Source organism: Pseudomonas sp. LBUM1658, from assembly GCF_059716055.1.
On record NZ_CP166798.1, the window covers coordinates 3,890,811 to 3,915,848 of the forward strand.

A 25,038-nucleotide genomic window follows, 5' to 3' on the forward strand; every position below is an offset into this window, starting at 1 on the left:
TAAAACACGCATCACAACTAGTAAAGCAGATACAAATCTGATGAGGACAGATTAATAACACCGTAGACCCAGATGAAGACCTGACAAGATAAAAACAGTTCAGGCGAGGCTATTCAACACCGAAATGACACAAACTTTAACTATCAATATATAACATTCCATTGCTCGCGGTGTATATGGCCATATCAAAAATCCTTTTCCTTATGCAATTACCCCCCCCAGTTCATGGAGCATCCGTTGTAAATAAAAGCATCCAGGACAGCAACCTCATCAATACAAAATTCAAAACGCATTATGTAAATATTTCACCAGCGAAAGACCTTGCGGATATTGGCCAGTTTAGCTGTAGGAAGGTGCTTTCTTTCTTTGCAATATTTTTTCGCTCAGTTTATTTCTATCTAAAATTTAAGCCTGATCTCGTTTACCTTACCCTCAGCCCACATGGCTTAGCTTTCTACAAAGACGGGCTTATAGCGGTTATCATAAAGGTCCTCGGCGGGAAACTTGTGTATCACCTACACGGCAAGGGAATCGGAAATGAAATTAAAAAATCATTTTTCAAGCAAAAGCTTTATCGATGGGTATTTAAAGAAGTCGATATAATTCATCTTGCTGAAAGTTTGTTTATGGATATAGCAAAAGTACGAGATCACTCTAGAACGGTCACAGCAATCGCTAACGGCATAGACTCGATCGAGTTTACAGCAACAATACAGAAAGACCCCATTTTCACCTTTGTTTATCTTTCAAATCTTATTCGCTCCAAAGGGGCCGATATTGTTATTCGCGCCACTCAATTAATTGATACGAAATATCAGAATTATTTCCAGGTGAAAATAGTTGGCAAACACAATGACGAAGTTTATTTTCGTGAACTGGAGGAACTTATAATACAAGGGACGCACCAGAACATAAAGCTACTGGGGCCTCGTTATGGAAAAGACAAAATACAGGAACTGTGCTCGGCACACGTTTTCACTTTACCTACCCGATTTAAAAATGAATGTTTTCCATTATCAATTCTTGAGGCTATGGCCGCTGGCTTGACTGTTATTTCTACCAACGAAGGAGCCATAGCTGAAATTATTGATCACGGGGTAACGGGCGAGATACTTTCTGATGCTTCACCAGCAGCCTTGGCTGATGCCATGATTAAACACATAACAAACAAAGAATACTCCGAAGCATGCGCTCAATCCGGCCGTGAAAAATTCTTGTCAACATATACTCAGGATATTTTTGAGAAAAAACTCGCTTTAACTTTAGAGCAAATATTAGAGCGATCATAATACCATGATAGAAAATTTGAAGAAATTTGCAGACCATATCCCTTACCCTATTGGGCGAACCCTAGGGAAAATTCCAATGAACCTCAGGCTAGGAGGCGCATATAATTTCTTTAGTAAAAACTCAAAAGTCTTAACTACGGTTGATACTCAAAAAAAAGAACATTACACAAACATTAAAAAAATACTTTCACATGCTCAACTTAACGTAATGTTTTATCAAAATTTCTATGAAGAAATGCGATTCGAGCCTAAGCGATTCAAAACCATCGAAGATATAGCGTTAGTCCCAATAGTTACAAAAGCAAACCTACAAAAATTCTCATTGACTGACCGCAGCATTCCCAGTCTTGCTTTAAAAGAAAGCAATACGGGCGGTACGACTGGCCAGCCACTGAATTTCTACTTGGAAAAAGCAGCCTATGCCAGAGAATGGGCACATATGCATTCCATATGGGAAACGCTGGGGTATCGCTATACCGATGAAAAAATCACCATCCGTGGTAAAAATATCGGGAATCATTATTACAAGTATAACTTTAATCAGAACGAGTTCTTGATTAATGCTTATGCACCATTACAAGAAAATCTTGCTGCTTGCCAAAAGTTAATTACAAAACGAAACATTAAGTGGATCCATGGTTATCCAAGTTCGGTTTTCAGTTTTCTTCGCGAGCTTGAGAGTGTTGACTCATTACTATTCGAGATTCTGCTCAGCAAGGTTCAAGGGGTGTTTCTCGGATCCGAGTACCCCGCCCCTCAGTACCGTAATTATATCGAGCAACATTGCGGTCTTAAATCAATATCCTGGTATGGTCACTCTGAAATGGCAGTACTCGCACCTGAGCGAGAACCTGGTTCCGGTGTCTACTACCCCTTCCATAGTTATGGTTTTGCCGAAGCCGTGCCTGAGGGCGACTCACATCGATTAATCGCCACCTCGACACATAATTTCGCGACGCCCCTGATTCGCTACGACACCGGAGATTTGATCGACCCGACTTTTAGAGATGGTTTATTGGAAAGCTTTCGAATTAAGGAGGGTCGTAACAGCGAAAGTGTCATAGATCTTAAGGGGAGGAGTATTTCGCTCACAGGTCTTATTTTTGGTCGCCACCACAAGGCTTTCGACCATAGCGAACATGTTCAGGTCAGGCAGTTATCTCCCGGCAAGATTGAAATCCTAATTTCTTCTAAAGAAACCCGCACCAATTGGGCGGAACTGTTTGACTTCGCCAACGCGTTTTTTGAGGTTAGATTCTCACAAATTGATTCCCCTATTCGAACCCCGCGAGGGAAAGTTCAACTGTTATTGAGGCCAGAATGAAACAAGTCACCCAAACCCTACGCACGGGCGTTGTCGAAATCAACGAAGTTCCAGTTCCGGCGCTTACGGACAAGTTCGTGTTAGTGCGCAATAGTACTTCGGTTATCAGCGCGGGCACTGAAAAAACCAAAATCGATATGGGTAAGAAAAGCCTGCTTCAAAAAGCAAAGGCTCGCCCGGACTTGGTGAAACAAGTGATCGGCAAGATCCGTACCGAAGGGCTGAAGAAAACCCTGCAGACGGTCAATTCGCGCCTCGACTCCCCTTCCCCGCTTGGCTATAGCTGCGCAGGGACGGTGGTTGCGGCCGGTGGGTTAGTCGAAGGCATTCAGCCAGGTGATCGCGTAGCCTGCGGTGGTGCGGATTACGCGAACCATGCCGAGTTTGTGGCCGTTCCCAAGAATCTGGTGGTGAAGATTCCTGATAACGTCTCTGACGAAGAAGCGGCATTCACTACCGTGGGTTCGATTGCCCTGCAAGGCGTGCGTTTGGCGGAGCCTCTACTGGGTGAAACCTTCCTGGTAGTGGGCTTGGGCTTGCTAGGGCAGATCGCCGTGCAGCTACTCAAGGCCAATGGCTGCAACGTGATTGGCACCGACCTCGATTCGGCACTAGTGGCGCGGGCCGAAAGTTATGGCGCCGTAGCCGTTCCTCCTGGTGGGGATGTGGCGGGTATTTGTCATGCGCTCACAGCCGGACACGGAGTGGACGGCGTGCTTGTTTGCGCAGGCACTTCCAGCAATGCGGTTATTGAAATGTGTGGTGCCGTTACCCGTGAAAAAGGCCGGGTGGTGGTGGTGGGTGCAGTACGTATGGATATTCCGCGCGAGGACTATTTCAAGAAGGAAATCAGCGTCGTTATTTCCCGTTCCTATGGCCCTGGGCGTTATGACCCTTTCTATGAAGAGAGCGGAAACGACTACCCCTATGGCTACGTGCGCTTTACCGAGCAGCGCAATATGGAAACCTTCCTGACGCTGGTTTCTCAGGGCAGGCTGGATATCAAGGGGCTCATCACTCACCGCTTTTCAGTGGATGAAGCGGCCCATGCCTACCAGTTGATCGAAGGCAACAAGACCGAGCCCTATCTGGGCATTCTGCTGCAATACAATCCCGTAGCGCTCAAGTTGAACGAGTCGTCCCGGATCAGCGTCAAGCCTGAAACTGTCAACGGCGAAAAGGTAAAACTCTCCTTCTACGGCGCAGGCAATTACGCCACTGCCAGCCTGTTGCCACCCCTGCAGTCGAGCAATCAGGTGGCATTTAGCGGGCTGGTCACTGCCAGTGGACGATCAGCACAAGGCGTTGCCAAACAATTCGGCTTTGCCTTCTGTGCGGGCAGTTATGCCGAGTTGCTGCAGGGCGATACGGATGCCATCGTTGTCACCACCCGCCACGACACTCACGGGGCGGCGGTACGCGATGCTCTGGATGCCGGCAAACATGTGTATGTAGAAAAACCACTGGCCTTGTCGGTGGAGCAACTCAGCGAAATCCACTCGGCTTATGGTCGCTCGGGTAAAAGCCAGGTGATGGTCGGATTCAATCGCCGCTTCGCACCGGCCACCCAACGCGTGATCGAGCACTTCGCGTCGGTAAAAAGCCCGTTAGTGGTCAACATCCGCATCAACGCGGGTGCCATTCCGACCAATCATTGGATTCAGGACCCTCAAGTGGGCGGTGGACGCATGATTGGCGAAGGTTGCCACTTCATTGATCTGGCGTCGGCGCTGGTCGGGAGCAACGTAAAAACCGTGTATGCGGTGGGCACCAGCAAGGCGGAAAAATCTGCCTTGCTGAATGACAATCTCTGCCTGTCTCTGACTTTTGATAATGGCAGCATCGCCAACATCACCTACACCGCAGACGGTTCCAAGGCAATGGCAAAGGAATATGTCGAAGTCTTCGGTGGCGGCTATAGCGCACAGATCAACGACTTCAAAGAAGTCACCCTGTTCAGTGGCGATAGCAATGTTAAGAACCTCAAACTGGGCGTTCAGGACAAGGGCCAGAAAAGCATGATCGCTGCGTGGCTTGAAGGTCTGAAAACCGGCAATCCCTGTGTCGATTACAACTGCCTGATGGCAACCAGTCTCGCGACGGTGATGGCGGTGGAATCCCTCGCGCTGGGCGTGCTGCTGGCTGTGGATACCGCCGTTCTGACCGCTGATTAACATGGATCAAGGGACAGCAATGTCCCTGTAGTCGATATGGATGACCTGATTGCTCTGAACTCAAAGCTTCTCCACTCTATTCGAGCCGACCACTTCGCCGGCTACGACCCCTTCGACTCACTCAATAGCACTCTGCTGCAAGCCACCCCCCTCTATCGCAATGAATGGGTGCGCCTGGCATGGCTGCAGCTCGGTAAACGCTCACCGATCAATTTGCGCCCGTTGCTGCGGGTACCGAAAAAGCGCAATCCGAAAGGTGTCGGCTTATTCATCTCTGGTTTGCTGCAGGACTACCGCCGCACCGGTACGGCCGACTATCTGCAGCAGGCACGCGAGCTGGCTGCGTGGCTGTTGACTCAGCGTAGCGATCCACAACAGTGGTCCCACAGCTGCTGGGGTTATCACTTCGATTGGCAAGCCCGCGCTTTCTACGTTCCCGCGGGCAAGCCAAATATCATCACTACCTGTTATGTGGCTCGGGCGCTGCACGAGTTGGGGACGGTCATGGCAGACCAGTCCTTGATTGATATAGCCCTGGACGCCGCACGCTTTATCTCGACAGAGCTGTATACCGAAGCGGGAGGTCGCTGCTTTTATGCGTACATTCCCGGCGAACAGGCTTTTGTGCATAACGCCAGCCTGTGGGGCGCGGCCTGGTGTGCCTTTGCCGGAAAACAGCTCGGTGACGAAGAGCTTGTTGCTCAAGCGCTGCGGGCTGCCCGTCAATCGATACAGGAACAAGCCGTTGATGGCTCCTGGGTCTATGGCGCCCGCCACCACCATCAGTTTATCGACGGTTTCCATACTGGCTACAACCTGGAAGCGCTGTGCCTGCTGCGCGAGGCCACGGCAGACAGCGAGTTCGATGACTGCATTCGCAAGGGTTATGCCTATTACGTGGAGACCTTTTTCACCGAACACGGCACGGCCCGTTACTACAACAACGGCTTGTACCCGATCGACATGCACAGTTTTGCTCAAGCCGTGTTCACGCTGCTCAAAGTCGGTGGCACTGCCGAGGACTTGCAGTTGTGCGACAAGGTGGTTCGGCGCGCCATCCACTTGTTGTATCTGCCTGACAAAGGCCAATTCGTTTACCAGCAGACCCGCTGGCTAACCAACCGTATCAACTACACCCGCTGGACCCAGGCCTGGGCGTATTACTCGCTGGCTTTCTACAACCGATACCGTGCCGAGATTAATCATGCGAAGAATTGAAGTTTTAGGTTGCCCCATGGATGTCGCGTCCATGGATAAAACCGTCGAAACCATTCGCAGCGCAATAACTGCCGACCACTTCACCCAGCATGTGGTAGTGAATGTCGCCAAGCTGGTAAACATGCGAGACGACCCTCAGCTGAGCGAATCCGTTCGCTCGTGCGACATCATTAATATCGACGGTATGGGCGTGGTATTGGGGGCTCGCTTTCTCGGCCACTCGGTGCCTGAGCGGGTCGCGGGTGTCGATCTGTTTCATGAGTTGCTGAAGATGAGTGCGGCCAATCAATTTTCGGTGTTTTTGTTGGGCGCCAGGGACGAAGTCGTGTCCAGCGCCGCCAGTAAAGTCAAGGCGCTTTACCCCGGGCTGAAAGTCGCCGGTTATCACCATGGGTATTTTTGGGACGACGAAGCCGCACTGGTCGAGAAAGTTCGCGCCTCAGGTGCGCAACTGTTATTCGTCGCCATTACCTCGCCCATGAAAGAAAACTTTATCAACCGCTGGCGCGATCGGTTGGGTGTCACCTTCGTCATGGGGGTGGGAGGAACCTTCGATGTGGTCGCTGGGAAGGTAAAACGCGCACCGCAATGGATGCAGAAGTACGGGCTGGAATGGCTTTACCGTGTCATCCAGGAGCCCGGCAGAATGTGGAAGCGTTACTTGACCACGAACAGCAAGTTTGCCTGGTTGCTCATCAAAGAAAAATTCAAGCGGTCCTAGTTGTCCTCTCGGCGCTCTTGGCGCGCGTAAGTTCAGATTCAGTTTTCCCTCTCTTAGTCTTCATTTGAAAGGACTCATTCCTTTGACCGGAAAAATTCTGGTGACGGGCGGTGCCGGTTACATCGGTTCGCACACCACACTCGCTTTGCTCGAAGCGGGATACAACGTAATAGTGTTGGATAACCTCTGTAATAGTTCGGTGGAGTCGCTTCGCCGAGTGGGGATTCTGTGTGACAAAGTGCCCGAATTTATTCAGGGGGACATTCGCGATCGTGCGTTGCTGGATGAGCTGTTCGCTTCCCATGAAATCAGCGCGGTATTACATTTCGCCGGTTTGAAATCTGTGGGGGAAAGTGTCCGCGAACCGCTCGACTATTATGAGAACAATGTCGCAGGCAGTATCACCCTGTGCCAAGCGATGGCCCACGCCGGAGTTTTCAATCTGGTGTTCAGCTCTTCCGCCACGGTGTATGGCGAGCCGACGCAGATGCCAATCAGGGAGAATTTCCCTACTGGCGTGCCCACCAATCCCTATGGTCGCTCCAAGCTGATGGTCGAGGAACTGTTGCAGGATCTGGCGAAATCGGAGCCGCGGTGGAGCATTGCCCTGCTCCGCTACTTTAATCCGGTAGGCGCCCACCAAAGCGGAATGATTGGTGAGGACCCTAATGGCCTGCCGAACAATCTCCTGCCTTATGTCAGCCAGGTAGCCATCGGCAAACTCAAGCAGCTATCGGTGTTCGGTGCCGATTACCCGACGCAGGATGGGACCGGGGTGCGCGACTACATCCATGTGCAGGATCTGGCTGATGGGCATTTGAGTGCGCTACGGGCTATTGCGCAAAAGACCGGTGTGAACATCTGGAACCTGGGCACCGGTATTGGCTACAGCGTGCTGGAAATGATTCAGGCATTCGAGCAGGCCTGTGGTCGAGCAGTACCTTATCAAGTGGTTGAGCGTCGCCCCGGGGATATTGCCGAGTGCTGGGCAGACCCGGAAAAAGCCGCCCATGAGCTGGACTGGAAGGCCCAGCGTGACTTGCCGGAAATGATGGCCGATACCTGGCGCTGGCAGGCAGGCAATCCACAGGGTTATGGCCGATAATTTCTATAGAACTCTGCCATGGTGAAAGATCAGGCAAGTCATCAGTTGTGCACCACATCCCCATAACCAGAGCCGGGTCAGCGGGCATGTTAGAAAACGTCAGCAACTTCAGGTGCCCTGCGCAGGTATTCTAAAGGTGATATTGCAAAAATGAATGCCGGTAAGAAATCACTCGAGTGTCACGTTGGTCGCGCCCGACGCCATCACGATGCTTCAAGCATAACGAATGCTCGAAGTTCGTAACCTTGCACTTACGCGCTCAAGTATCAACGCCAATACAGACGATGTAATCAAAAGGAATTTCCCATGAGCAAATTATTTGTTTCCGCGCTAATGCTTGCCTTGAGTGCCTCTGCCCTGGCCGCTGAGCCTCCTGCTTCTTCTGCGCCTTCTGCGCCATCTTCTGCTTCAGCCGCACCGGCAGGGTCTGCAACAGGTACTTCTTTGGCCGCGTCGACAGGTGTGCTTGGCGGCGTAGCCACAGCGACTGCCGTCGGTATTGGCGTCGCTGTTGCCGCTGGGGCCGCTGCGCTGTCAGCCAGTAAAGGGGGCGGCGGTGACAACAACAATGGCGGTGGCACCACTGGCACTAGCGGGACCACCGGTACCCGCTAAGCCCACCGTCAGGTCGATCGCCCTCAACCACCCGGAGCAATCCGGGGGGTTGGTTTTGTTGTGTTCCCTCCACAAGTGTCCCCCATCATGATTCGTAGTTTGTCGCTCGCTGTGCTTGCAGGCGTTGCCCTGCAAGGTTGTATGTTCGCGCCCGGTCAATACCTGGATACCAGTGAGATCGGCCGTGATGGCTCACCGGAAAGCAGTCGGGTCGAGTTGATTCCGATAACGCCCAAACTGATTGCCCAGAACGCGGCGACAAAAGTGCAAGCTTCAGTGCCGGCCGAGTTATTGGGGTTCAAGCCGGGGGCCTATCGGATTGGTGCCAATGATGTGCTGTACATCACCGTGTGGGATCACCCGGAGTTGACGGCCCCATCTGGACCACAACAGCAAATTGATGCCAACGGTCGCCTGGTACGCCCGGATGGCACTATGTTTTACCCTTATGTCGGCAATATTCAAGCCGCGGGTAAAACCATCGAGGAGCTGCGCGGGTTTATCGCCGAGCGCCTCGCGCAATTCATCGACAGCCCTCAGGTGGATTTGAGCGTTCTGCGCTTCGCCAGTCAGAAGATCATCCTTTCCGGTGCTGTCGTGAAAGCCGGTCAACAGCCCATCACCACTTCACCGCTCAGTGTGATCGAAGCTGTCGGTGCCGCCACTGTCGACCCATTTAATGCGGACCTGTCCGGCCTGACGTTGAACCGCGATGGACGTGAATATCACCTGGACCTGGATTCGCTCAACAGCAAAGGTTCGCAGTTGCATAACGTCTATTTGAAAGACGGCGATCAGTTGTACCTGCCCTACAACGACCGGAAAAAGATTTATGTCATGGGCGAGGTCACCCAGCCACGGGCGCTCACGTTCAAAACCAGCCTGATGAATCTGGCGGATGTGATCGGATCGGTCGGCGGGATGAACCAGACCACCTCCAATGGCAATGCGCTGTATGTGATTCGGGGCGCCGATAACCTTGAAACTGAGCCAGCCAAAGTCTTTCAGCTGGACGCCAAATCACCCACCGCTTTTGCCCTCGCCAGCCGCTTCGATTTGCAGCCCCAGGATATTGTCTACGTCGGCCCGGCAGGGGTGACTCGCTGGAACCGCTTGATCAGCCAGCTGGTACCTTCGGCGAGCATTCTGGGTACCGGAGCAGCGGCGCAAAACAATCTCAGTGAAGCCAGCAGCCGATAAGGTTTGAGCCGTTTTGAAAATTTTTCGTAACCGCTCATGCCTGGCGCTGGCTTTACTCTTGTCTGGCTGCAGTCCCTTGATGCAGGCCTCCCTCGATACCTTTAAAGCCACTGCGCGGGGCGTCGAGCCACTGCAGCTGACTCCGGCGCAGGTGCAAGCAGTGCCCTATGCGCAGATCAAGGTCACCACCGACGCCAGCGAAGGGGTAATGGCCAGGCTTCGCCAGCAGGGCGACCTGGAGTTTTGGGTCGCCTCCGGCAAGCAGGTGTTGTTGATGCGCAACGGTTTGGCGGTGCGCAGCGTCGGGCTGGGTATCAATCTGGACGGCACAGTCTTCGACGGCGAGTCGCCGTTCAAGCGCGGCTTGCAGCTACTGCCCGACGGTTACCGCAGCACCCGCTGGATCGATCTCTATCAGGGTCAGCGGATCGGACTGGCGGTCAACAGTCAGTTCAGTCGCCAAGACATCGAGACCGTGACCATTCTGGATCAGGATTATGCGCTGCAGCGCATAGACGAACGCATCGACATCCCCGAGCTGGGATTTCACGCCACCAACCGTTTCTGGGTCCGCCCGGACGACGGCTTGATCCTGCAGAGCGAACAACATCTGACGCCGGAGCTTTTCTTGAAGATTGTGCATTTGCGTCCTGACTGGGAGACGGCCCGGTGAGGTATTCGAAAACGCTGTCGGCTTGTCTGTTGCTGGCCAGTTCTGCACTGAGTCAGGCCGCTGTCACGGTGACGGGTGATGTACTAAACGACGGATCCATCCCATTCGTGCCGGGTGCTCGCTTGCTGGATGTGGTCAGCCAGGCCCGGCCGAACGCCGAAAGTTATTGGCTGGCCGCCGCCTGGCTGCACCAGCCGTTGTTGGAGCAGCAGAATCGCCTGAAAGCCGGCGTGCTGTTCGATCTGAAGATGCTGCAACGGGGCGCCTTGCTCAAAGAGCAAAGCGACCTTGCGGCCCTCTCTGGACGGCTGTTTGAAGAGGTCAGTCGATTGCCTGTCACTGGCCGTAGATTCGCGGCACTCGACCCGGTGGCGCTGGAGGTTGGCTTTGTTCGCAACTACCTGCTCAGCGATGGCGACCAACTGGTTTACCCGCCCCGCCCGACCACGGTCACTGTAGTGGGCGCAGTGGAACAGTCCTGCACACTGCCCTATAGCGCCCCGCTGCAGGCCCGTGAATATCTCGAAAGCTGTCTGCCAGTGACCGACGCAGAGGCTGATTACCTGTGGTTGATAAATCCCGATGGCCAGGTAAAGCGAGTCGGCATCGCCGGCTGGAACCGCGAGGATGGGGTGTTTGCCGTCGCGGGCAGCAGGATCCTGGTGCCGGTACGCAACGATGATCCCGATCTGCCCACTCCCGATTTGAACGAGCAACTGGCCCGGTTTCTCGCCACCCAACCGCTGGCCGAGGTGGCCCCTTGAAGTTACGTTTTGCCGCCGTAGTGTTGCTGCCCTACAGTCTGGCTCATGGCGAGCCGCGTTTTACCCAGAATGATTTCGGTGGCGTGGGGTTGTTGCAAACCCCTACCGCGCGAATGGCCCCGGCCGGTGAATTGAGCCTGAACGCCAACCGCACCGACCCTTATTCTCGCTATAGCCTTTCATTGCAGCCCCTTGAGTGGCTCGAAGGGTCTTTTCGTTATACATCCATCAGCAACCGTAAATACGGACCAGAGTCACTCAGTGGCGACCAGAGCTATAAAGACAAGGCGGTCGATGCCAAAGCGCGCCTCTGGCAAGAAAGCCATTGGCTGCCCGAGGTCGCGCTCGGTTTTCGCGATATCGGTGGTACCGGCTTTTTTTCCAGCGAATATTTTGTAGCGAACAAGCGTTACAACAATCTGGATTTCAGCCTGGGGATTGCCTGGGGCTATATCGGTAACCGCGGGGATTTCGACAATCCATTGGGGTACATCGATGAGCGCTTTGATACACGCCCGCAAAGCACGACTGCGGGCGACGTCAACACCAGCGCGTATTTCCGCGGCTCGCCTTCGTTGTTTGGCGGCGTGACTTATCAAACGCCCTGGTCGCCCTTGAGCCTGAAACTCGAATTTGACGGCAACGACTACCAGCATGAACCTCAAGGTAACAACCAAGAGCAGGACTCACCGATAAACATCGGCGCGGTCTACAAGCTCAGCGACTCTATCGATTTGACGGCCGGTTGGGAGCGCGGCAATACCGCGTTGTTTGGCATCACGCTGCATACCAATTTTGTCAGCCGCAAGGCACCAGTCAAACGCTACGACGCCCCTGCCGAAGCGCTCCCGGCACAGGCGCCGAGCATGCCGCTCAGCGAGGTCGACTGGGCCAGGGTTTCCAAACGCCTGGAAAGCAATGCCGGTTATAAGGTCGAACGCATTACTCAGCGCGATTCCGAGCTGCTGGTGTATGGCGAGCAGTCGCGTTATTTCTATTCGGCCAAGGGCGTAGGCCGGGCCAGCCGGATTCTGGACAACAGCGCGAATGACGAGATCGACTGGTTCACCCTGGTCAACAAGCGTTATGACATGCCGGTGGAAGAAGTCAGCGTACCTAGGGAAACCTTCCGTGCCGTGGTAAACAACCAACAAGACCTGACCGACCTGCACCGCACCACCGAGCTGAACCGGGCCACGCCACACCGGGAAAACACTCTGTACACCCAGGCGCTGGAGCCGTTTACCTATGGTTTCGGTTTGGGTTACAAGCAAAACATTGGTGGCCCTGACGGTTTTGTGCTGTACCAGTTCAGCGCCGATGTGGAGGCCGAATACCGCTTCACCCGCAGCACCTGGACCAGCGGTGGCCTGAGCGTCAATCTACTGAACAACTTCGACGACTTTACCTACGACGCGCCGAGCAACATGCCCCGGGTGCGCAGTGATTTGCGCAAGTACATCATCACCTCTGACGTGACGATGCCGGCCTTTCAGCTCAACCATGCCCGGCAGCTGGACCAGGACCTGTATGGCATGGTGTATGGCGGTTATCTGGAATCGATGTTCGCCGGGGTCGGCGGTGAGTTGTTGTACCGCCCCATGGGCGAGCGCTGGGCCGTGGGTGCTGATTTGAACTATGTACAGCAGCGTGACTTTGACCAGGGTTTTGGCCTGCGCGGGTACAAGACTTTGACGGGCCACATCACCACCTATACTGAACTACCCTTCGAGTTGCAGGCAGCGGTCAGTGTCGGACGTTATCTGGCCCGCGATTGGGGGACCACGATCGATCTGTCCCATGAGTTCAGTAACGGCGTGAAGTTCGGTGGCTGGGTCACCCGTACTACGGCCTCGAAAGAAGAATATGGCGAAGGTAGCTTTGATAAAGGGATCTATATCTCCATCCCGTTCGACGAGTTGATGAGTGTTTCGACGATGCGCCGCGCCAGTTTGGTCTGGGCTCCGCTGACCCGCGATGGTGGTGCGCGCCTTAACCGCCAGTATTCGCTGCACACCATGACCGATGGCCGCAACAGCGATGCGTTCTATAGAAACTTCGAGAAAATCACCGAATGAGTCTGTTATTCCAGCGTGTCATACAACTGCCCTTCTGGGTACGCGTACTGTTTTTCATCGGTATCAGCGGGATACTGCTGAATGCCGGATTGCGTGCGCAGCCGATTCCCGAAGCCTTTGCCCAGGAAGACAAGCTGCATCATTTGCTTGGTTTTCTCGCTTTGTCATTCAGTTGCCGGCTGGCTTTCCTGCGGGTCAAGCTGCGATGGATCGTCTTGGGTTGTCTGCTGACGGGGATCCTGATTGAATATGCGCAAGAATTGCTGCCGCTGCGCACGGCATCGGCTTATGACGCCTTGGCCAATGGCGTCGGGGTATTGATTGGTTTGATGCTTGCGTGGCGCTGGACGCGGGAGTAATCGGAGCGAAGATCCCGCTTGTTAGCTGCACGTTTGTAGCGTTAAACCGCAAATTCGAGGGGCAATGGTGGCCTCGCGACATGTCAGCGCCACCTTGAATGCCGCCCTGGCTGAGCGAAACAAACGTACGCTTGTAGAAATTTGCAGATTTTTCTTATAAAGTTCAGATGCTGAAACGTATAATCAACGAAATTAACGACATCTAAATGTGCGCATGAATGCGTACGGCAGCGCGCTGTTCATGCCTATGAGTCGACGACACCCCTGACTCAGGCGATGGGGAGGACACAGCAGGCCAGGGACGACATCACTCAAATGGACGTAGAGACACCGTTACTCGTCATCGTATCCTCTCTTCGATTCAGATCGCCCGCCAGGAATCGATTCAAATGAATTGCTTGAAACTACGGCCCTCAACTTCCGGCGTCCGCTAGAAAAATATTCCGGTCAATCAGTTGGCTATGTCTATCTTGCATAGATATATCAACCATTAATCATTGGACAATATCGCTTTGCACTCGCTAGACTATGAAATCACTTTGCCATATATCCACACTATCAATGGGTCCATTCATCCAGAATCATTCTGAACCCCCTTGAGCAAGTAACTTGACGTCAATTTTTTATTGATGAGGCATGCACACTACCCGCGATCCCCCAAAGGAATCGGGCGATTACCGGCGTATTTTTAGCCTCGAAATGTTATAAAATGTCGAATAGCATACCAAGCTTATATGGCAACATTATTGAGCCTCTAAGCATTTGAGTTAGATGATATGGTTACCGCAGGATGCACTTCCAACAAGCAGGACGCTGCCATTTTGACCTTTACGCGCACGCCAGCCTTGGCCGAAAGCTTGAAGCAGTTGACTGTTTCAGGAGCTTTACACATTGACGCGTCAATTCCTTTCGAGCCACTGGACCAGCTATGTGATATTGGCTCCGTGGACGCTATTTTTATCGAGATCAATGGTCCTGCAGCCGTCAATGAAAGCCTTGATCTGGTAGAGAATATCCGCCTGGTAAACCCAGTAGCCAGTGTTTTCATGTTATTCACACACCCCAAGTCGTTTACAGGTGTGAACTGTTATCTTGCCGGCGCTGACCATTGTGTAAAATTGTCAGGCGATCAGACAGAAAGAGTCAATTTACTTTCAACACTATTCCACGACTCTGTCTGGAAACCAGGAATCCAACTGACCCTGGATCGCACGCGACTCCTTTTGTCCGAGAACGCCAGAAAACTGGAAATCTCCTATACCGAGATGACGATTCTTGACGCACTGATCAATGCACCGCAACACGTGTTGAGCCAGGACAATATTGCCAAAGCTCTGGACCCGAATGTCATATTCTATGATCCGCGCGCCCTGGAAAAAACCATCAGCCGGCTACGCACCAAGATCAGAACCGCTTACAAGATTGAACTGATTCACAGCGTTCGCGGCTTTGGCTATCGGCTGTGCCGGGGCGTCATCTCGTGACAACAAAATGCAGTGAGCTTCGACATACCCGTTGACCCCAACGGTTTTTAGATACAAAACAGCAGTACCATCGGATTTGATCCACGTAGCAGTGTTATTCATCGGCAGGCAAGAGGCTTGCTGTTTTATTTTTTCAGGGACGATAATTCATACCTGAAAATCTCATTGAATCAGAGACCTATCAGTATGAGTGTGATAGCTAACAGTGCCCGAGCCGAAAACCGTGTGGTTTTTACCAACGACATTCTGACCAAAAGAATCGACAGAAGGTTATCTGTACAGAGCGAGGAGGAAGTCTCCAAATATCTCGCCATGCATGGCATTGACCGCAGGGTTAAAAAGTCGTCCATCACTCCCTTTCCTGCCAAGGAATTTCCCACGCCGGATCAATTTATAAAAATCCAGGCGAATCAGAAGCCAAGGTATATCGGCTTTACCTCTGAAGAAAAAATATCATTGGGAAGTGATGTGTTTTCTACCCCTGAGGCCAGTCGCCCAAAGAACCCTTGCACCATTCCTGAAGTCTGGTCGTTCAGCCTCAACAAACGACAGCTGTTCAGCGCCAAAGCACAAATCCCGCTCACCGCTATTGAGTCGCTGATACTCAAGCAATTGGTACTGGGTGACCGCCGGGTTTGCAGCAAGGAAGAGCTGATAGTAGGCATCAATAGAGACCCTTCACAGTATAGCGGTCTTGAAATGTGCTTGAGCAGGCTACAGGACAAATTTAATAACGTATATGGAGAGCGCTTGTTTCGGTCGGTGAGAAATCGGGGTTATTGCCTGGTTCAAGAAGTGAAGGCTACTGCCTGATTTAAAATCGGTTCATAGGCTGCTTCACGGCTGATCATCTCAAAGCCAGGCAGGAATAATCGAACAACCGCCGCCCTGCAGAGCAGGACTGTTTACAACAATAATAAGCGGCGCCTACTGTCAACAGCGTTATAAAACGTCGGACACCCCCTCTCCTCAAACTATTATCATTAGCAAATCGTACAGTCTTCCGTCCTGGAAGTTTTGAATGATAAATACGCACGAAGCGCGCAGCGACATGCAACTCCCCGTCGTTAGCAACTTCGATACGGAAAGTCATCTTCAAAGGGTTTGCACCTTGATACATACTCGAATCGATCGAAAAGCTGTAGCTAAAGGGCTCACCTTTTGGGGCCAGTGGTTCGTTGCGATGAGCTGCGTCGTCGCGCTGTTATGTATGCTGGCGTATTACCAATCGAGTGAAGTTGGCTTTCACTATCGAATGTTAGCCATTCTGACTGTGCTGCTCTCTGTACCTGTGTACTCCGCGCTTCAGGTTTACTACAAGAGACATCATTATTTCAATGGCTTGGTTCGACTGTTGTTCGGCTGGACGATCACCCTGGCAGGCTTGGCCGCCATCGGCTTTATCAGCAATGCAAGCGACTTGTTTTCTCAAGAGGTGATAATAACCTGGGCATTACTGGGTTATGCCGTGCAGATCCTGCCTTACCTGCTAATGCACCACCTCTCCCAGTACTATCATCAAAAATTCAACCACCATTACAACAGCCTGATTATCGGTTCCAACGGAATTGCGTTGAAATTGGCTGACACCTTTTCCAAGCAAAATCACTTTCCATTGGTCGGTCTAGTCAACTCAATGCCCGTCAACAGCGTCGCCAGATCGAATTTGATTGTCGGTGAACTGAAAGAACTGCGCACACTCATTAAAGCCCATGATATTCGGCGCTTGTATATCGCCCTGTCACTCACTGAGGCGCAGCATATTGAAGCCCTGTACATTGATCTTCTTGATCTGAATGTCGATGTGGTCTGGGTTCCCGACCTGGACAGCATGATGCTGCTTAATCATTCGGTGAGTGAGGTCGGTGGTTTAGCCGCGATACACCTTAATGAAAGCCCGCTGACCAGCTACCCTACCGCGGCCTTGAGTAAAGCGTTGGTGGATCGTTTTATCGCGCTCTGCGCCCTCATTTGCTTGAGCCCGTTGCTGATCGCCGTGGCTGTCGCGGTGAAATTGTCCTCGCCTGGTCCTGTGCTGTTCAAACAGAAGCGCCATGGCTGGAACGGCAAGGTTATCAAGGTCTGGAAATTCCGCTCCATGCAAGTGCATGACGATAAGCATGTGCAGCAAGCGAGTCGGCAGGATTCACGGGTGACTGCAGTGGGGCGTTTTATACGACGCTCCTCGATCGATGAACTGCCGCAATTGTTCAATGTGCTGCAAGGGCATATGGCACTCGTCGGCCCACGGCCACACGCCGTCGCGCACAATGATTACTATACGGGCAAGATACATGCCTACATGGCCCGTCACCGAATCAAGCCAGGAATAACCGGGCTTGCTCAGATAAGCGGATGCCGCGGGGAAACCGACACCATCGACAAGATGCAAAGACGGGTTGAGATAGATCTGGATTACATTAACAACTGGTCGCTGTGGCTGGATATCAAGATTCTGATCAAGACACCTTTTACGTTGATATCTAAAGATATTTACTAAGCTTTGTGGCCCCGTGGGCATAGGTATCACATCTCTGCAGTACACACCGAACTTGTGGCGAGGGAGCTTGCTCCCGCTGGGCTGCGTAGCAGCCCTAAAACAGCTCACTGAGTTTTGTCTGAAAGACCACAGCAGCCTTATTGGGGCCGCTGCGCGCCCCAGCGGGAGCAAGCTCCCTCGCCACAGTATTCGGCAGTCCTTAGAAGATGTGTAGATACCTATGCCCCATGGGGCAAGGGTTAGGGTGAGGGGTGGTTCTTGAGCCTGGCGACCAATCGGAAGCACTCATCGCAAAAATGCCGCTTAACTGAGCGGCATTTTTTTCTGTGCCGCAATTGTAGGAGCGAGCTTGCTCGCGATGGACTTTAACGATAACGCGGGTTTTCTGAATAATCGCGTCGTTCTTGAGTTTATCGCGAGCAAGCTCGCTCCTACAGGATCCAAGGCACAGTTACATCATCGCGTACTGGCTTTGCATGCGTATCAGTTTTTCGACGAAAAACTCCAGATGACCACGCGGTTCGGACTGCAACGGCCAGCGGTTGATTTTTCGTACCAGGGTATCCATTGCCCTGGAGAACCCGGCGCGGGGTAACGCATCGTATATTCCGCGCTGTTGATGTGCTGCATTACGCATTAATTCGTCATAAGGCACTGACCCTGCAAACTGCAAGGTGACGTCTAAAAATCTATCGGTAATCGTCGCCAGCTTTCTAAACAGCCGAAGGCCTTCGTGGGTACTGTGCACCATATTGGCGAGTACTCGGAAACGATCCATTCCATGGTCAAGCTGTAACAATCTGATCAGTGCGTAGGCATCAGAGATCGACGTCGGGTCGGGAGTCAGTACTACCACCACTTCCTGAGCCGCTCGAACCATGCTGATAACCGATTCACCAATGCCAGCTGCAGTGTCGACTATCAATACATCCAGACTGTTATCAATTTCACTGAAGGACTGAATCACCCCCGCATACAGGGCCGAATCGAACTTGACCATATCGTTATAACCGGAAGAGGCCGGAACGATGCGAACGCCCCTGGGCCCGAGGTGCAGCATATCTTTGAGTTCGCAATTGCCCTTTATCACGTCGGCAATAGTGAGCTCGGGGGCAAAGCCGAGTTGCACATGAACGTTGGCCAGCCCGAAATCCGCATCGAACAGCACGACTCGTTTACCTGAGTTGGCAAAGGCCAGGGCCAGGTTCACCGAAATGCTGGTCCTGCCTACCCCGCCTTTACCGCTCGCAATAGCGATAACCTGGATGGGCTGGGTGCTGCCACTCTCTTCTTCACTCATTGCAAATCTACCCTGATTAAGGTCGGCGACCATTACATCCCTTGTGACTCTGCAGCCAGAGCACTATTTCCATAACACCGAGCTATAATCACGAACCTTTCCCTTCAGCGTAGACGCAACAGTTCCATGGGCGAGGACGCAGTGTTCATAGAACGAATTTTTTGAATTTCAAACGAAGTTAACATTTTGCACATTGCAATTGCTGCAACAATACCACTATAGAAAATCCGGCCAATAATATCATTTGAAGTGCCGAGGCGACTGACAATTTATAACAAAAGCAGGCAGGTACCCTTCCCGCCTTATCAGCACAAACTCCCTGAGTCAGGGCTCCTCATACCATTACACCAGGCGAGCACCCACGAACCTCCCTGACGTTTTATAACAGTTATTGACACTTAGACCCAGACAACAGAAATTAGCGCCACTCTGCAACCCCCAAACGACACATCAGCTTTGTTTAGTTAACGGAATGCCGAGTCTCTAAATTGCTTAATTGCTGGTGCGACACATGAAATACGTAGATGACATTACAGAGCTTTTTACAAGTTTTGGCGCTAGCGCAATAAGTTATCAGGAAATACAACCCAACTATAAAAACTTCAAAAATGACTTGATTACACCTTCGGCTTCGATAGCGGAAACAGTATTAACCGAGGCATCGTCTCCCCTTGTACCCACTATCCCAGTGTTTTTACCTGGCGAGCCAAAGCCACCCTTATTATTGTTTGGCGTGCCGGTCGAACCTGCGAATAACCTTGTCATTTCGCCAGCCTCAGCGAAGTCTGCGGCCCTGACCGAGTCACCTGCTGCCCCGGCAACGGCTGACCTCCAGCAATTGAGCGATCTGTTGCGCGAACTCAACCAGGTTCGTCGAGACGGCCTTGCGCATAAGCCTCGCATGACGACCAGGGCCAAGGTCATTGCTATCGTTTCGGCGAACGGCGGCGTGGGCAAAAGCACCATCGCGGCCGGGCTGACAAAAGCACTGGGGCGCCCTGGTGGGCGAACCATCGCAATTGATCTGGATCCGCAGAACGCGCTGTCCAGCCACTTGGGTATTACCAAAGGCACTCCGGGACTGCTCCAGCTGAAACAGCCCAATGCAGACTGGAGTACCCATTGCCTGCCGGGTTATGGCGACAGCGAATACTTGCCCTTTGGCACGGGCGACCTGAAAGATCGCAGATCACTCAAGCAGCTGATGTTTGAAGATTCCGATTGGTTGAATCGGCACCTTGTGTCGATGAATCTCGGTGAAAACGATACCGTGATCCTCGACACCCCTTCGGGGGCGACCGTCTATTCGCAACAGGCGCTCGATACCGCCGACTTGGTGCTGGTAGTCACTGTGAGCGACTCGGCCTCCTACCTGGCGCTGGACAACATGATGCGCTGGCTGGAAACCAGCACCAGACGTGCGCAACAGCACCGGTACGTGCTTAACCAACAGGATGGTTCGCGCTCGTTCAGCCGGGACATGGGCCTGCTGTTTCAACGGCGGCTCGGTGCTGATCTGATCAGGACCATTCGTCTCGATCAACAGCTCAACGAATCGCTGGCTTATAGTCGCGACCCCCTGCAGTTCGCACCCGACAGCCTTGGTTGTCAGGATATTCTTTCGCTGGCGCGCGCGGTCGGTGCCCTGCTGCTTGCGAATATCACCGGCGAGCAGGTAGCGTCTTGACCGCCCAGCTCAATCAGGCACCGGTGCGGACATGGCGGTTGCAGGTGCTACTGGATGCTTGCCAGGCGCGTTTCAGCCGATGGCCCCGGCGCGGGCGCCAAGCCCTGAAAATCTCGATGGGGTTGACTGCTGCGTTGTTGGTAGTGGGTATCCTCATCGCGCCGCTGAACCTGTATTCCCAGGCAGCGTTTGCCGCGGTGTGTTTCGCCGCCAGCCTGGTCATCCGCCGGCAAGCCGGTCGCCTGGCGATTCTGACCCTGATCACCCTCTCGCTGATCGCTTCGTTGCGCTACATGTTCTGGCGCCTGTCCGACACCCTGGACTTCGACAACTGGCAGGATGCGCTATTTGGCTACGGGCTGGTGCTGGCCGAGCTGTATGCCTTGCTCATCCTAGTGTTCGGCTATGTCCAGACCGCCTGGCCGCTGCAGCGCAAACCGCAGTTTCTGCAACAGCCGCCCGCGCAATGGCCAACGGTTGATGTGTTCATTCCTACCTATAACGAAACATTGAGCATCGTCAAACTGGTGGTGCTCGCCGCCCAGGCCATCGACTGGCCCGAGGGCAAGCTGCGGGTGCACGTGCTGGATGACGGACGTCGGGAGGAATTCAAGGATTTCTGCCAGCAGATCGGGGTCAACTACATCACCCGCGACAACAATCTGCATGCCAAGGCCGGCAACCTCAACGAGGCACTGAAAGTCACCGATGGCGAATTCATCGCCATATTCGACGCCGACCACGTGCCCACCCGCTCCTTTCTGCAGATCACCATGGGCTGGTTTATCAAGGACCCGAACCTGGCGTTGCTGCAAACGCCGCACTTCTTCTATTCACCCGACCCGTTCGAAAAAAACCTCGATACCTTTCGCTCGGTACCCAATGAAGGCGAGCTGTTCTACGGCCTGGTGCAGGACGGCAACGACCTCTGGAACGCGGCATTCTTCTGTGGCTCCTGCGCGGTTATCCGCCGTACTCACTTGCTGGAGGTCGGCGGCATCGCCACCGAAACCGTGACGGAGGATGCGCACACGGCACTCAAGCTCAATCGCCGTGGTTTCAATACCGCCTACCTCGCCATTCCACAAGCGGCAGGGCTCGCCACCGAAAGCCTTTCGCGACACATCAGCCAGCGCATACGCTGGGCGCGGGGCATGGCGCAGATTTTTCGGACCGATAATCCGCTGCTCGGCAAAGGGCTGAACCTGGGGCAGCGCATCTGCTACCTCAACGCCATGATGCACTTTTTCTACAGCCTGCCGCGCATGGTGTTCCTGACCGCGCCCTTGGCTTACCTGCTGTTCGACGCGCAGATTTTCCATGCCTCGGCGTTGATGGTCATGGTCTATGTACTGCCGCATATTTTCCATTCCAGCCTGACCAACTCCAGCATCCAGGGGCGCTTCCGCCATTCCTTCTGGAACGAAGTGTATGAGTCGGTTTTGGCCTGGTACATCATGCGCCCGGTCCTGTCCGCGCTGATCAGCCCGTCGCTGGGCAAATTCAACGTGACCGACAAGGGCGGCACCATCGAAAAGGACTATTTCAACTGGAAACTCGCGCGGCCTTACATCGTCCTGCTGACCTTGAACATGATCGGTCTGGTGATCGGCGTGGTGAAGCTGATAGGGAGTGATTCGGCCGAGGCCACGACCCTGCTGATCAACCTGACCTGGACCATGTACAACATTGTCATCGTCAGCACCGCCGTGGCGGTGGCCAGTGAATCCGCGCAGGTGCGCGCCGAACCCAGGGTGCCCGCTGATCTGCCCGTGCGCATCTATCGCGAAGACGGCACCTCGTTTGATTGTAAAACCCTGGATTTCTCACAGAACGGCGTGGGCCTGACGCTGCCGCCGCAGGTTCAGCTTTGTGCCAATGAGAAGCTGCGGCTGTGCATTCTACGCACGCCTCCTTCAAGCCTCTTCCCCGCAACCACTATGTTCAGCAACGACGGCGTGGCGGGCGTGCAGTTCGACGGCTTGTCCCTGCGCCAGCAAAGCGAACTGGTGCGACTGACATTTTCACGGGCCGGCACCTGGGCCAACACCTGGGGTAACGGCCGCCTCGACGCCCCATTAGCAGCGTTGCGCGAAGTCAGCAGCATCGGCTTGCGCGCCATCCTCCAGTTGTTCGTTGCAACCCTAAAGGACGGCCAGGCGCTGCTGCGCAAACGCCCGGACGCTCCATCACCTATCGACTCCACCGCGGACACGCAACGATCTTGAAGCATTCCACTCGCCGGACCTTTATTCCTCGTCGCTCACTCATGCTGATCGCCTGCTCGCTACTGGGCTGGAGCGGCTGGGCCTTGAGTGCTGCCGCGCAAATCAGCGCCACCGACCCGGCGCTGATGCCGGTCGTACCCTTGCCCATGACTGATGCCCCGAGCAACAGCTACACCCGCACCCTCAAGGAGCTGGGCAAGAACTACTCGATGAACCTCAAGGGCGTAGAGGCAACCGACAGTGTGAATTTCGATGTGCGCGCCGATGAAATCGTCACGGCTGCGCAAGTCACGCTGCAGTACAGCTATTCACCGGCGCTGCTGGCCGATCTTTCGCAGATCAATCTGCTGGTCAACGACCAGGTGGCCGCCAGCCTGCCCCTGCCCAAGGAAGAGGCCGGCAAGGCGCAGACCCGGACGGTGCAGATCCCGCCGCAGATGATTACCGAATTCAACCGGCTCAGCCTGCAGTTCATCGGCCACTACACGATGCAATGCGAGGATCCGTTGCACTCCAGCCTTTGGGCCCGAATCGGCAACGAGAGCCAGCTGAGCCTCCAGGTGACGACGATCAAACAGCCCAACGATCTGTCCGCTCTGCCGCTGCCCTTGTTCGATCGTCGAGATGCCTTGCCCCTGAAATTGCCCTTCGTGTTCGCCACTCGCCCTGGCGCTCCGGAACTTGAGGCCGCCGGCATCCTGTCCTCCTGGTTTGGCGCCCTGGCCAGCTACCGCGGCGCAACCTTTCCCGTCAGCCTCAGCAGCCTGCCGGCCAAAGGCAACGCGGTGGTTTTTGTCAGCGCCAGCGAATCAGCAATCTTGAGTGGCTTACCGATCAAAGAGGCCATGGGGCCGACATTGACACTCATGAGCAACCCGAATGATCCCCTGGGCAAACTGTTGATCGTTTCCGGGCGCGATGGCGCCGATCTGAAAATCGCCGCGACAGCGCTGGCGCTCGGTGGCTCGGCCTTTTCCGGGCAGAGCGTGGTGATCGACCGGATCGATTCGCTCAAGCCACGCCAGCCGTACGATGCGCCCAACTGGCTGCCCTCCGATCGCCCTGTGCGTCTGGGTGAACTGGCGAAGACCACTGAACTCAATGTGTCGGGGTTTAACCCGGGAGAACTGACGGTTGCGCTGCGCTTGCCACCCGACCTGTTCAACTGGCGTGAGCCAGGCGCGCGACTTGACCTGAAATACCGCTATACGCCGCAACCCGTCTCCACCAGTTCCTCGTTGCTGGTCAGTTTCAACGACACTTTTATCAAGTCGATCGAACTGCCTTCGACCGAGAAACTCGGCAACAGCAACAGCCTGCTGGCGATGCTCAAAGCCGATGACAGCCTGGCCCGCACTTCGAGCATGCGGTTGCCGCTCAATTCAGTTGCGCTGCAATCGCGCCTGCAATTTCGCTTCATGTATGACTACATCAAACAGGGCGAATGCCGCGACATCATCATCGACAACGTGCGCAGTGTGATCGATCCGGACTCGACCCTGGACCTCAGCCAATACGAGCACTTTATGGCCATGCCCAACCTCGGGGTGTTCAAGGACAGTGGCTTCCCGTTCACCCGCATGGCCGACCTTTCCGAGACTTCGGTGATCCTGCCCGACGATCCAGGCCCGGCCGATCTGAGCGCCTATCTGACCCTGCTGGGCCGCTTTGGCGACTCCACCGGCTATCCGGCCACCGGGGTGAAGGTGGTCCATGCCGCCCAGCTCGTCGAGCAACACGACAGAGATTTGCTGGTACTCGCCTCGGGCGCCAATCAGCCGCTGCAGGATCAATGGCAAAGCCTGCTGCCAGCCAAGGGCGAAGACGCTGCGCAGTACTTTGAACTGTCTGATCTGCCCTTGCGTGTGCGCAACTGGATCAGCCCGGATGCGAAAACCAATCTGCGTGAAGCGCGCAACAGCTTCAGGTTTGCCGCTGAGGACGGCAGTGCTTATCTGACCGGATTTGAATCGCCGCTCACCAGCGGGCGCAGTGTGGTGTTTATCGCCAGCACAAGGCCCAGCGGCCTGAGCGACGTGACCGACGCCCTGCTCAGCCGTGAAGAAAACAACCACGAGCTGCAAGGCAGTCTGGTGGTGGTCAGGGGCAAGCACGTCGAATCCCTGGTCGCCGAACAGGATTACTACGTCGGGCACCTGGGCCCATTGCGCTACCTGCAGTGGTACCTCTCGCAGAACCTGATGGTGCTCATGCTGCTCACCCTGATCGGGGTCCTGCTGCTTGCCTCGATGGCCTACCTGGCCTTGCGCCTACGGGCCAAACGTCGTCTTGGGCATTGAGCCGCGCAGGCCTGTGTCG

At 54.0% G+C, this 25,038-nt stretch carries 19 protein-coding genes; 18 read left to right on the plus strand and 1 reads right to left on the minus strand.

Translation table 11 applies throughout. From position 1 onward, the window contains the following. The first annotated feature begins 176 nt into the window (after positions 1 to 176). The 15 genes from ACA064_RS17715 to ACA064_RS17785 all read left to right on the plus strand — a co-directional run bounded on the left by ACA064_RS17715 (position 177) and on the right by ACA064_RS17785 (position 17,504). Positions 177 to 1,289 carry a glycosyltransferase family 4 protein gene (locus ACA064_RS17715; protein WP_497669289.1) on the plus strand — a complete coding sequence of 371 codons (1,113 nt, stop codon included), beginning with the start codon at positions 177 to 179 and terminating at the stop codon, positions 1,287 to 1,289. A gap of 4 nt (positions 1,290 to 1,293) precedes the next feature. After that, positions 1,294 to 2,613 (plus strand): phenylacetate--CoA ligase family protein, encoded by a 1,320-nt coding sequence (locus tag ACA064_RS17720; RefSeq protein WP_497669290.1) that lies wholly within the window; start codon positions 1,294 to 1,296, stop codon positions 2,611 to 2,613. Further along, positions 2,610 to 4,787, plus strand: a complete 2,178-nt coding sequence (locus ACA064_RS17725; RefSeq protein WP_497669291.1) for a bi-domain-containing oxidoreductase — start codon at positions 2,610 to 2,612, stop codon at positions 4,785 to 4,787. The genes ACA064_RS17720 and ACA064_RS17725 overlap by 4 nt, the downstream gene beginning before the upstream one ends. Before the next feature lie 36 nt (positions 4,788 to 4,823). Next, positions 4,824 to 6,005, plus strand: coding sequence for a hypothetical protein (locus tag ACA064_RS17730; protein ID WP_497669292.1), 1,182 nt, complete (start codon positions 4,824 to 4,826; stop codon positions 6,003 to 6,005). Between the two features lie 31 nt (positions 6,006 to 6,036). Further along, positions 6,037 to 6,726: a WecB/TagA/CpsF family glycosyltransferase gene (locus ACA064_RS17735; RefSeq protein ID WP_497669293.1), complete on the plus strand. Its 690-nt coding sequence runs from the start codon at positions 6,037 to 6,039 to the stop codon at positions 6,724 to 6,726. Positions 6,727 to 6,808: 82 nt separating this feature from the next. Beyond that, a complete protein-coding gene (gene galE, locus ACA064_RS17740; protein WP_497669294.1) occupies positions 6,809 to 7,831 on the plus strand; it encodes a UDP-glucose 4-epimerase GalE in 1,023 nt (340 codons plus the stop codon). Between the two features lie 306 nt (positions 7,832 to 8,137). Further along, positions 8,138 to 8,446 (plus strand): hypothetical protein, encoded by a 309-nt coding sequence (locus ACA064_RS17745; protein WP_497669295.1) that lies wholly within the window; start codon positions 8,138 to 8,140, stop codon positions 8,444 to 8,446. Between the two features lie 87 nt (positions 8,447 to 8,533). Next, on the plus strand, positions 8,534 to 9,646 hold the full coding sequence (locus tag ACA064_RS17750) for a polysaccharide biosynthesis/export family protein (protein WP_497669296.1): 1,113 nt from the start codon (positions 8,534 to 8,536) through the stop codon (positions 9,644 to 9,646). Positions 9,647 to 9,725: 79 nt separating this feature from the next. After that, a complete protein-coding gene (locus tag ACA064_RS17755; RefSeq protein ID WP_497669297.1) occupies positions 9,726 to 10,319 on the plus strand; it encodes a YjbF family lipoprotein in 594 nt (197 codons plus the stop codon). Continuing rightward, a complete protein-coding gene (locus tag ACA064_RS17760; protein WP_497669298.1) occupies positions 10,316 to 11,083 on the plus strand; it encodes a capsule biosynthesis GfcC family protein in 768 nt (255 codons plus the stop codon). The genes ACA064_RS17755 and ACA064_RS17760 overlap by 4 nt, the downstream gene beginning before the upstream one ends. Continuing rightward, a complete protein-coding gene (locus tag ACA064_RS17765; protein ID WP_497669299.1) occupies positions 11,080 to 13,161 on the plus strand; it encodes a YjbH domain-containing protein in 2,082 nt (693 codons plus the stop codon). Before ACA064_RS17760 ends, ACA064_RS17765 begins: the two co-directional genes overlap by 4 nt. Next, positions 13,158 to 13,520 carry a VanZ family protein gene (locus tag ACA064_RS17770; RefSeq protein ID WP_497669300.1) on the plus strand — a complete coding sequence of 121 codons (363 nt, stop codon included), beginning with the start codon at positions 13,158 to 13,160 and terminating at the stop codon, positions 13,518 to 13,520. Before ACA064_RS17765 ends, ACA064_RS17770 begins: the two co-directional genes overlap by 4 nt. Before the next feature lie 776 nt (positions 13,521 to 14,296). Then, the gene (locus tag ACA064_RS17775) at positions 14,297 to 15,004 is read left to right on the plus strand and encodes a helix-turn-helix domain-containing protein (RefSeq protein WP_497669301.1); all 708 of its coding nucleotides are present in this window, start codon (positions 14,297 to 14,299) and stop codon (positions 15,002 to 15,004) included. Positions 15,005 to 15,190: 186 nt separating this feature from the next. Then, the gene (locus ACA064_RS17780; RefSeq protein ID WP_497669302.1) at positions 15,191 to 15,817 is read left to right on the plus strand and encodes a hypothetical protein; all 627 of its coding nucleotides are present in this window, start codon (positions 15,191 to 15,193) and stop codon (positions 15,815 to 15,817) included. Between the two features lie 298 nt (positions 15,818 to 16,115). Continuing rightward, entirely contained in the window at positions 16,116 to 17,504 is a 1,389-nt protein-coding gene (locus ACA064_RS17785; protein ID WP_497674271.1) for an undecaprenyl-phosphate glucose phosphotransferase, read from the plus strand. 451 nt (positions 17,505 to 17,955) lie between these two features. On the opposite strand, the gene ACA064_RS17790 is transcribed toward ACA064_RS17785, so the two are convergent. Then, positions 17,956 to 18,804 carry a MinD/ParA family protein gene (locus ACA064_RS17790; protein WP_497669303.1) on the minus strand — a complete coding sequence of 283 codons (849 nt, stop codon included), beginning with the start codon at positions 18,802 to 18,804 and terminating at the stop codon, positions 17,956 to 17,958. A gap of 511 nt (positions 18,805 to 19,315) precedes the next feature. Between ACA064_RS17790 and bcsQ the strand changes: the two genes are divergently transcribed. The 3 genes from bcsQ to bcsB are packed head-to-tail and all read left to right on the plus strand — an operon-like array spanning position 19,316 to position 25,019. Next, positions 19,316 to 20,491 (plus strand): cellulose biosynthesis protein BcsQ, encoded by a 1,176-nt coding sequence (bcsQ, locus tag ACA064_RS17795; RefSeq protein WP_497669304.1) that lies wholly within the window; start codon positions 19,316 to 19,318, stop codon positions 20,489 to 20,491. Further along, a complete protein-coding gene (bcsA, locus tag ACA064_RS17800) occupies positions 20,488 to 22,719 on the plus strand; it encodes a UDP-forming cellulose synthase catalytic subunit (RefSeq protein WP_497669305.1) in 2,232 nt (743 codons plus the stop codon). The genes bcsQ and bcsA overlap by 4 nt, the downstream gene beginning before the upstream one ends. Further along, a complete protein-coding gene (gene bcsB / locus ACA064_RS17805) occupies positions 22,716 to 25,019 on the plus strand; it encodes a cellulose biosynthesis cyclic di-GMP-binding regulatory protein BcsB (protein WP_497669306.1) in 2,304 nt (767 codons plus the stop codon). The genes bcsA and bcsB overlap by 4 nt, the downstream gene beginning before the upstream one ends. The last annotated feature ends 19 nt before the right edge of the window (positions 25,020 to 25,038 follow it).

Excerpts from the sequence above, each read along its gene's own strand:
- ACA064_RS17745 (WP_497669295.1), top strand. The coding sequence starts at position 8,138 with ATGAGCAAATTATTTGTTTCCGCGCTAATGCTTGCCTTGAGTGCCTCT.
- ACA064_RS17720 (WP_497669290.1), top strand. The coding sequence starts at position 1,294 with ATGATAGAAAATTTGAAGAAATTTGCAGACCATATCCCTTACCCTATT.
- ACA064_RS17730 (WP_497669292.1), top strand. The coding sequence starts at position 4,824 with ATGGATGACCTGATTGCTCTGAACTCAAAGCTTCTCCACTCTATTCGA.
- ACA064_RS17770 (WP_497669300.1), top strand. The coding sequence starts at position 13,158 with ATGAGTCTGTTATTCCAGCGTGTCATACAACTGCCCTTCTGGGTACGC.
- ACA064_RS17735 (WP_497669293.1), top strand. The coding sequence starts at position 6,037 with ATGGATAAAACCGTCGAAACCATTCGCAGCGCAATAACTGCCGACCAC.
- bcsQ (WP_497669304.1), top strand. The coding sequence starts at position 19,316 with ATGAAATACGTAGATGACATTACAGAGCTTTTTACAAGTTTTGGCGCT.
- ACA064_RS17790 (WP_497669303.1), bottom strand. The coding sequence starts at position 18,804 with ATGAGTGAAGAAGAGAGTGGCAGCACCCAGCCCATCCAGGTTATCGCT.
- ACA064_RS17715 (WP_497669289.1), top strand. The coding sequence starts at position 177 with ATGGCCATATCAAAAATCCTTTTCCTTATGCAATTACCCCCCCCAGTT.
- ACA064_RS17750 (WP_497669296.1), top strand. The coding sequence starts at position 8,534 with ATGATTCGTAGTTTGTCGCTCGCTGTGCTTGCAGGCGTTGCCCTGCAA.
- ACA064_RS17780 (WP_497669302.1), top strand. The coding sequence starts at position 15,191 with ATGAGTGTGATAGCTAACAGTGCCCGAGCCGAAAACCGTGTGGTTTTT.
- ACA064_RS17725 (WP_497669291.1), top strand. The coding sequence starts at position 2,610 with ATGAAACAAGTCACCCAAACCCTACGCACGGGCGTTGTCGAAATCAAC.
- ACA064_RS17775 (WP_497669301.1), top strand. The coding sequence starts at position 14,297 with ATGGTTACCGCAGGATGCACTTCCAACAAGCAGGACGCTGCCATTTTG.
- ACA064_RS17755 (WP_497669297.1), top strand. The coding sequence starts at position 9,726 with ATGCAGGCCTCCCTCGATACCTTTAAAGCCACTGCGCGGGGCGTCGAG.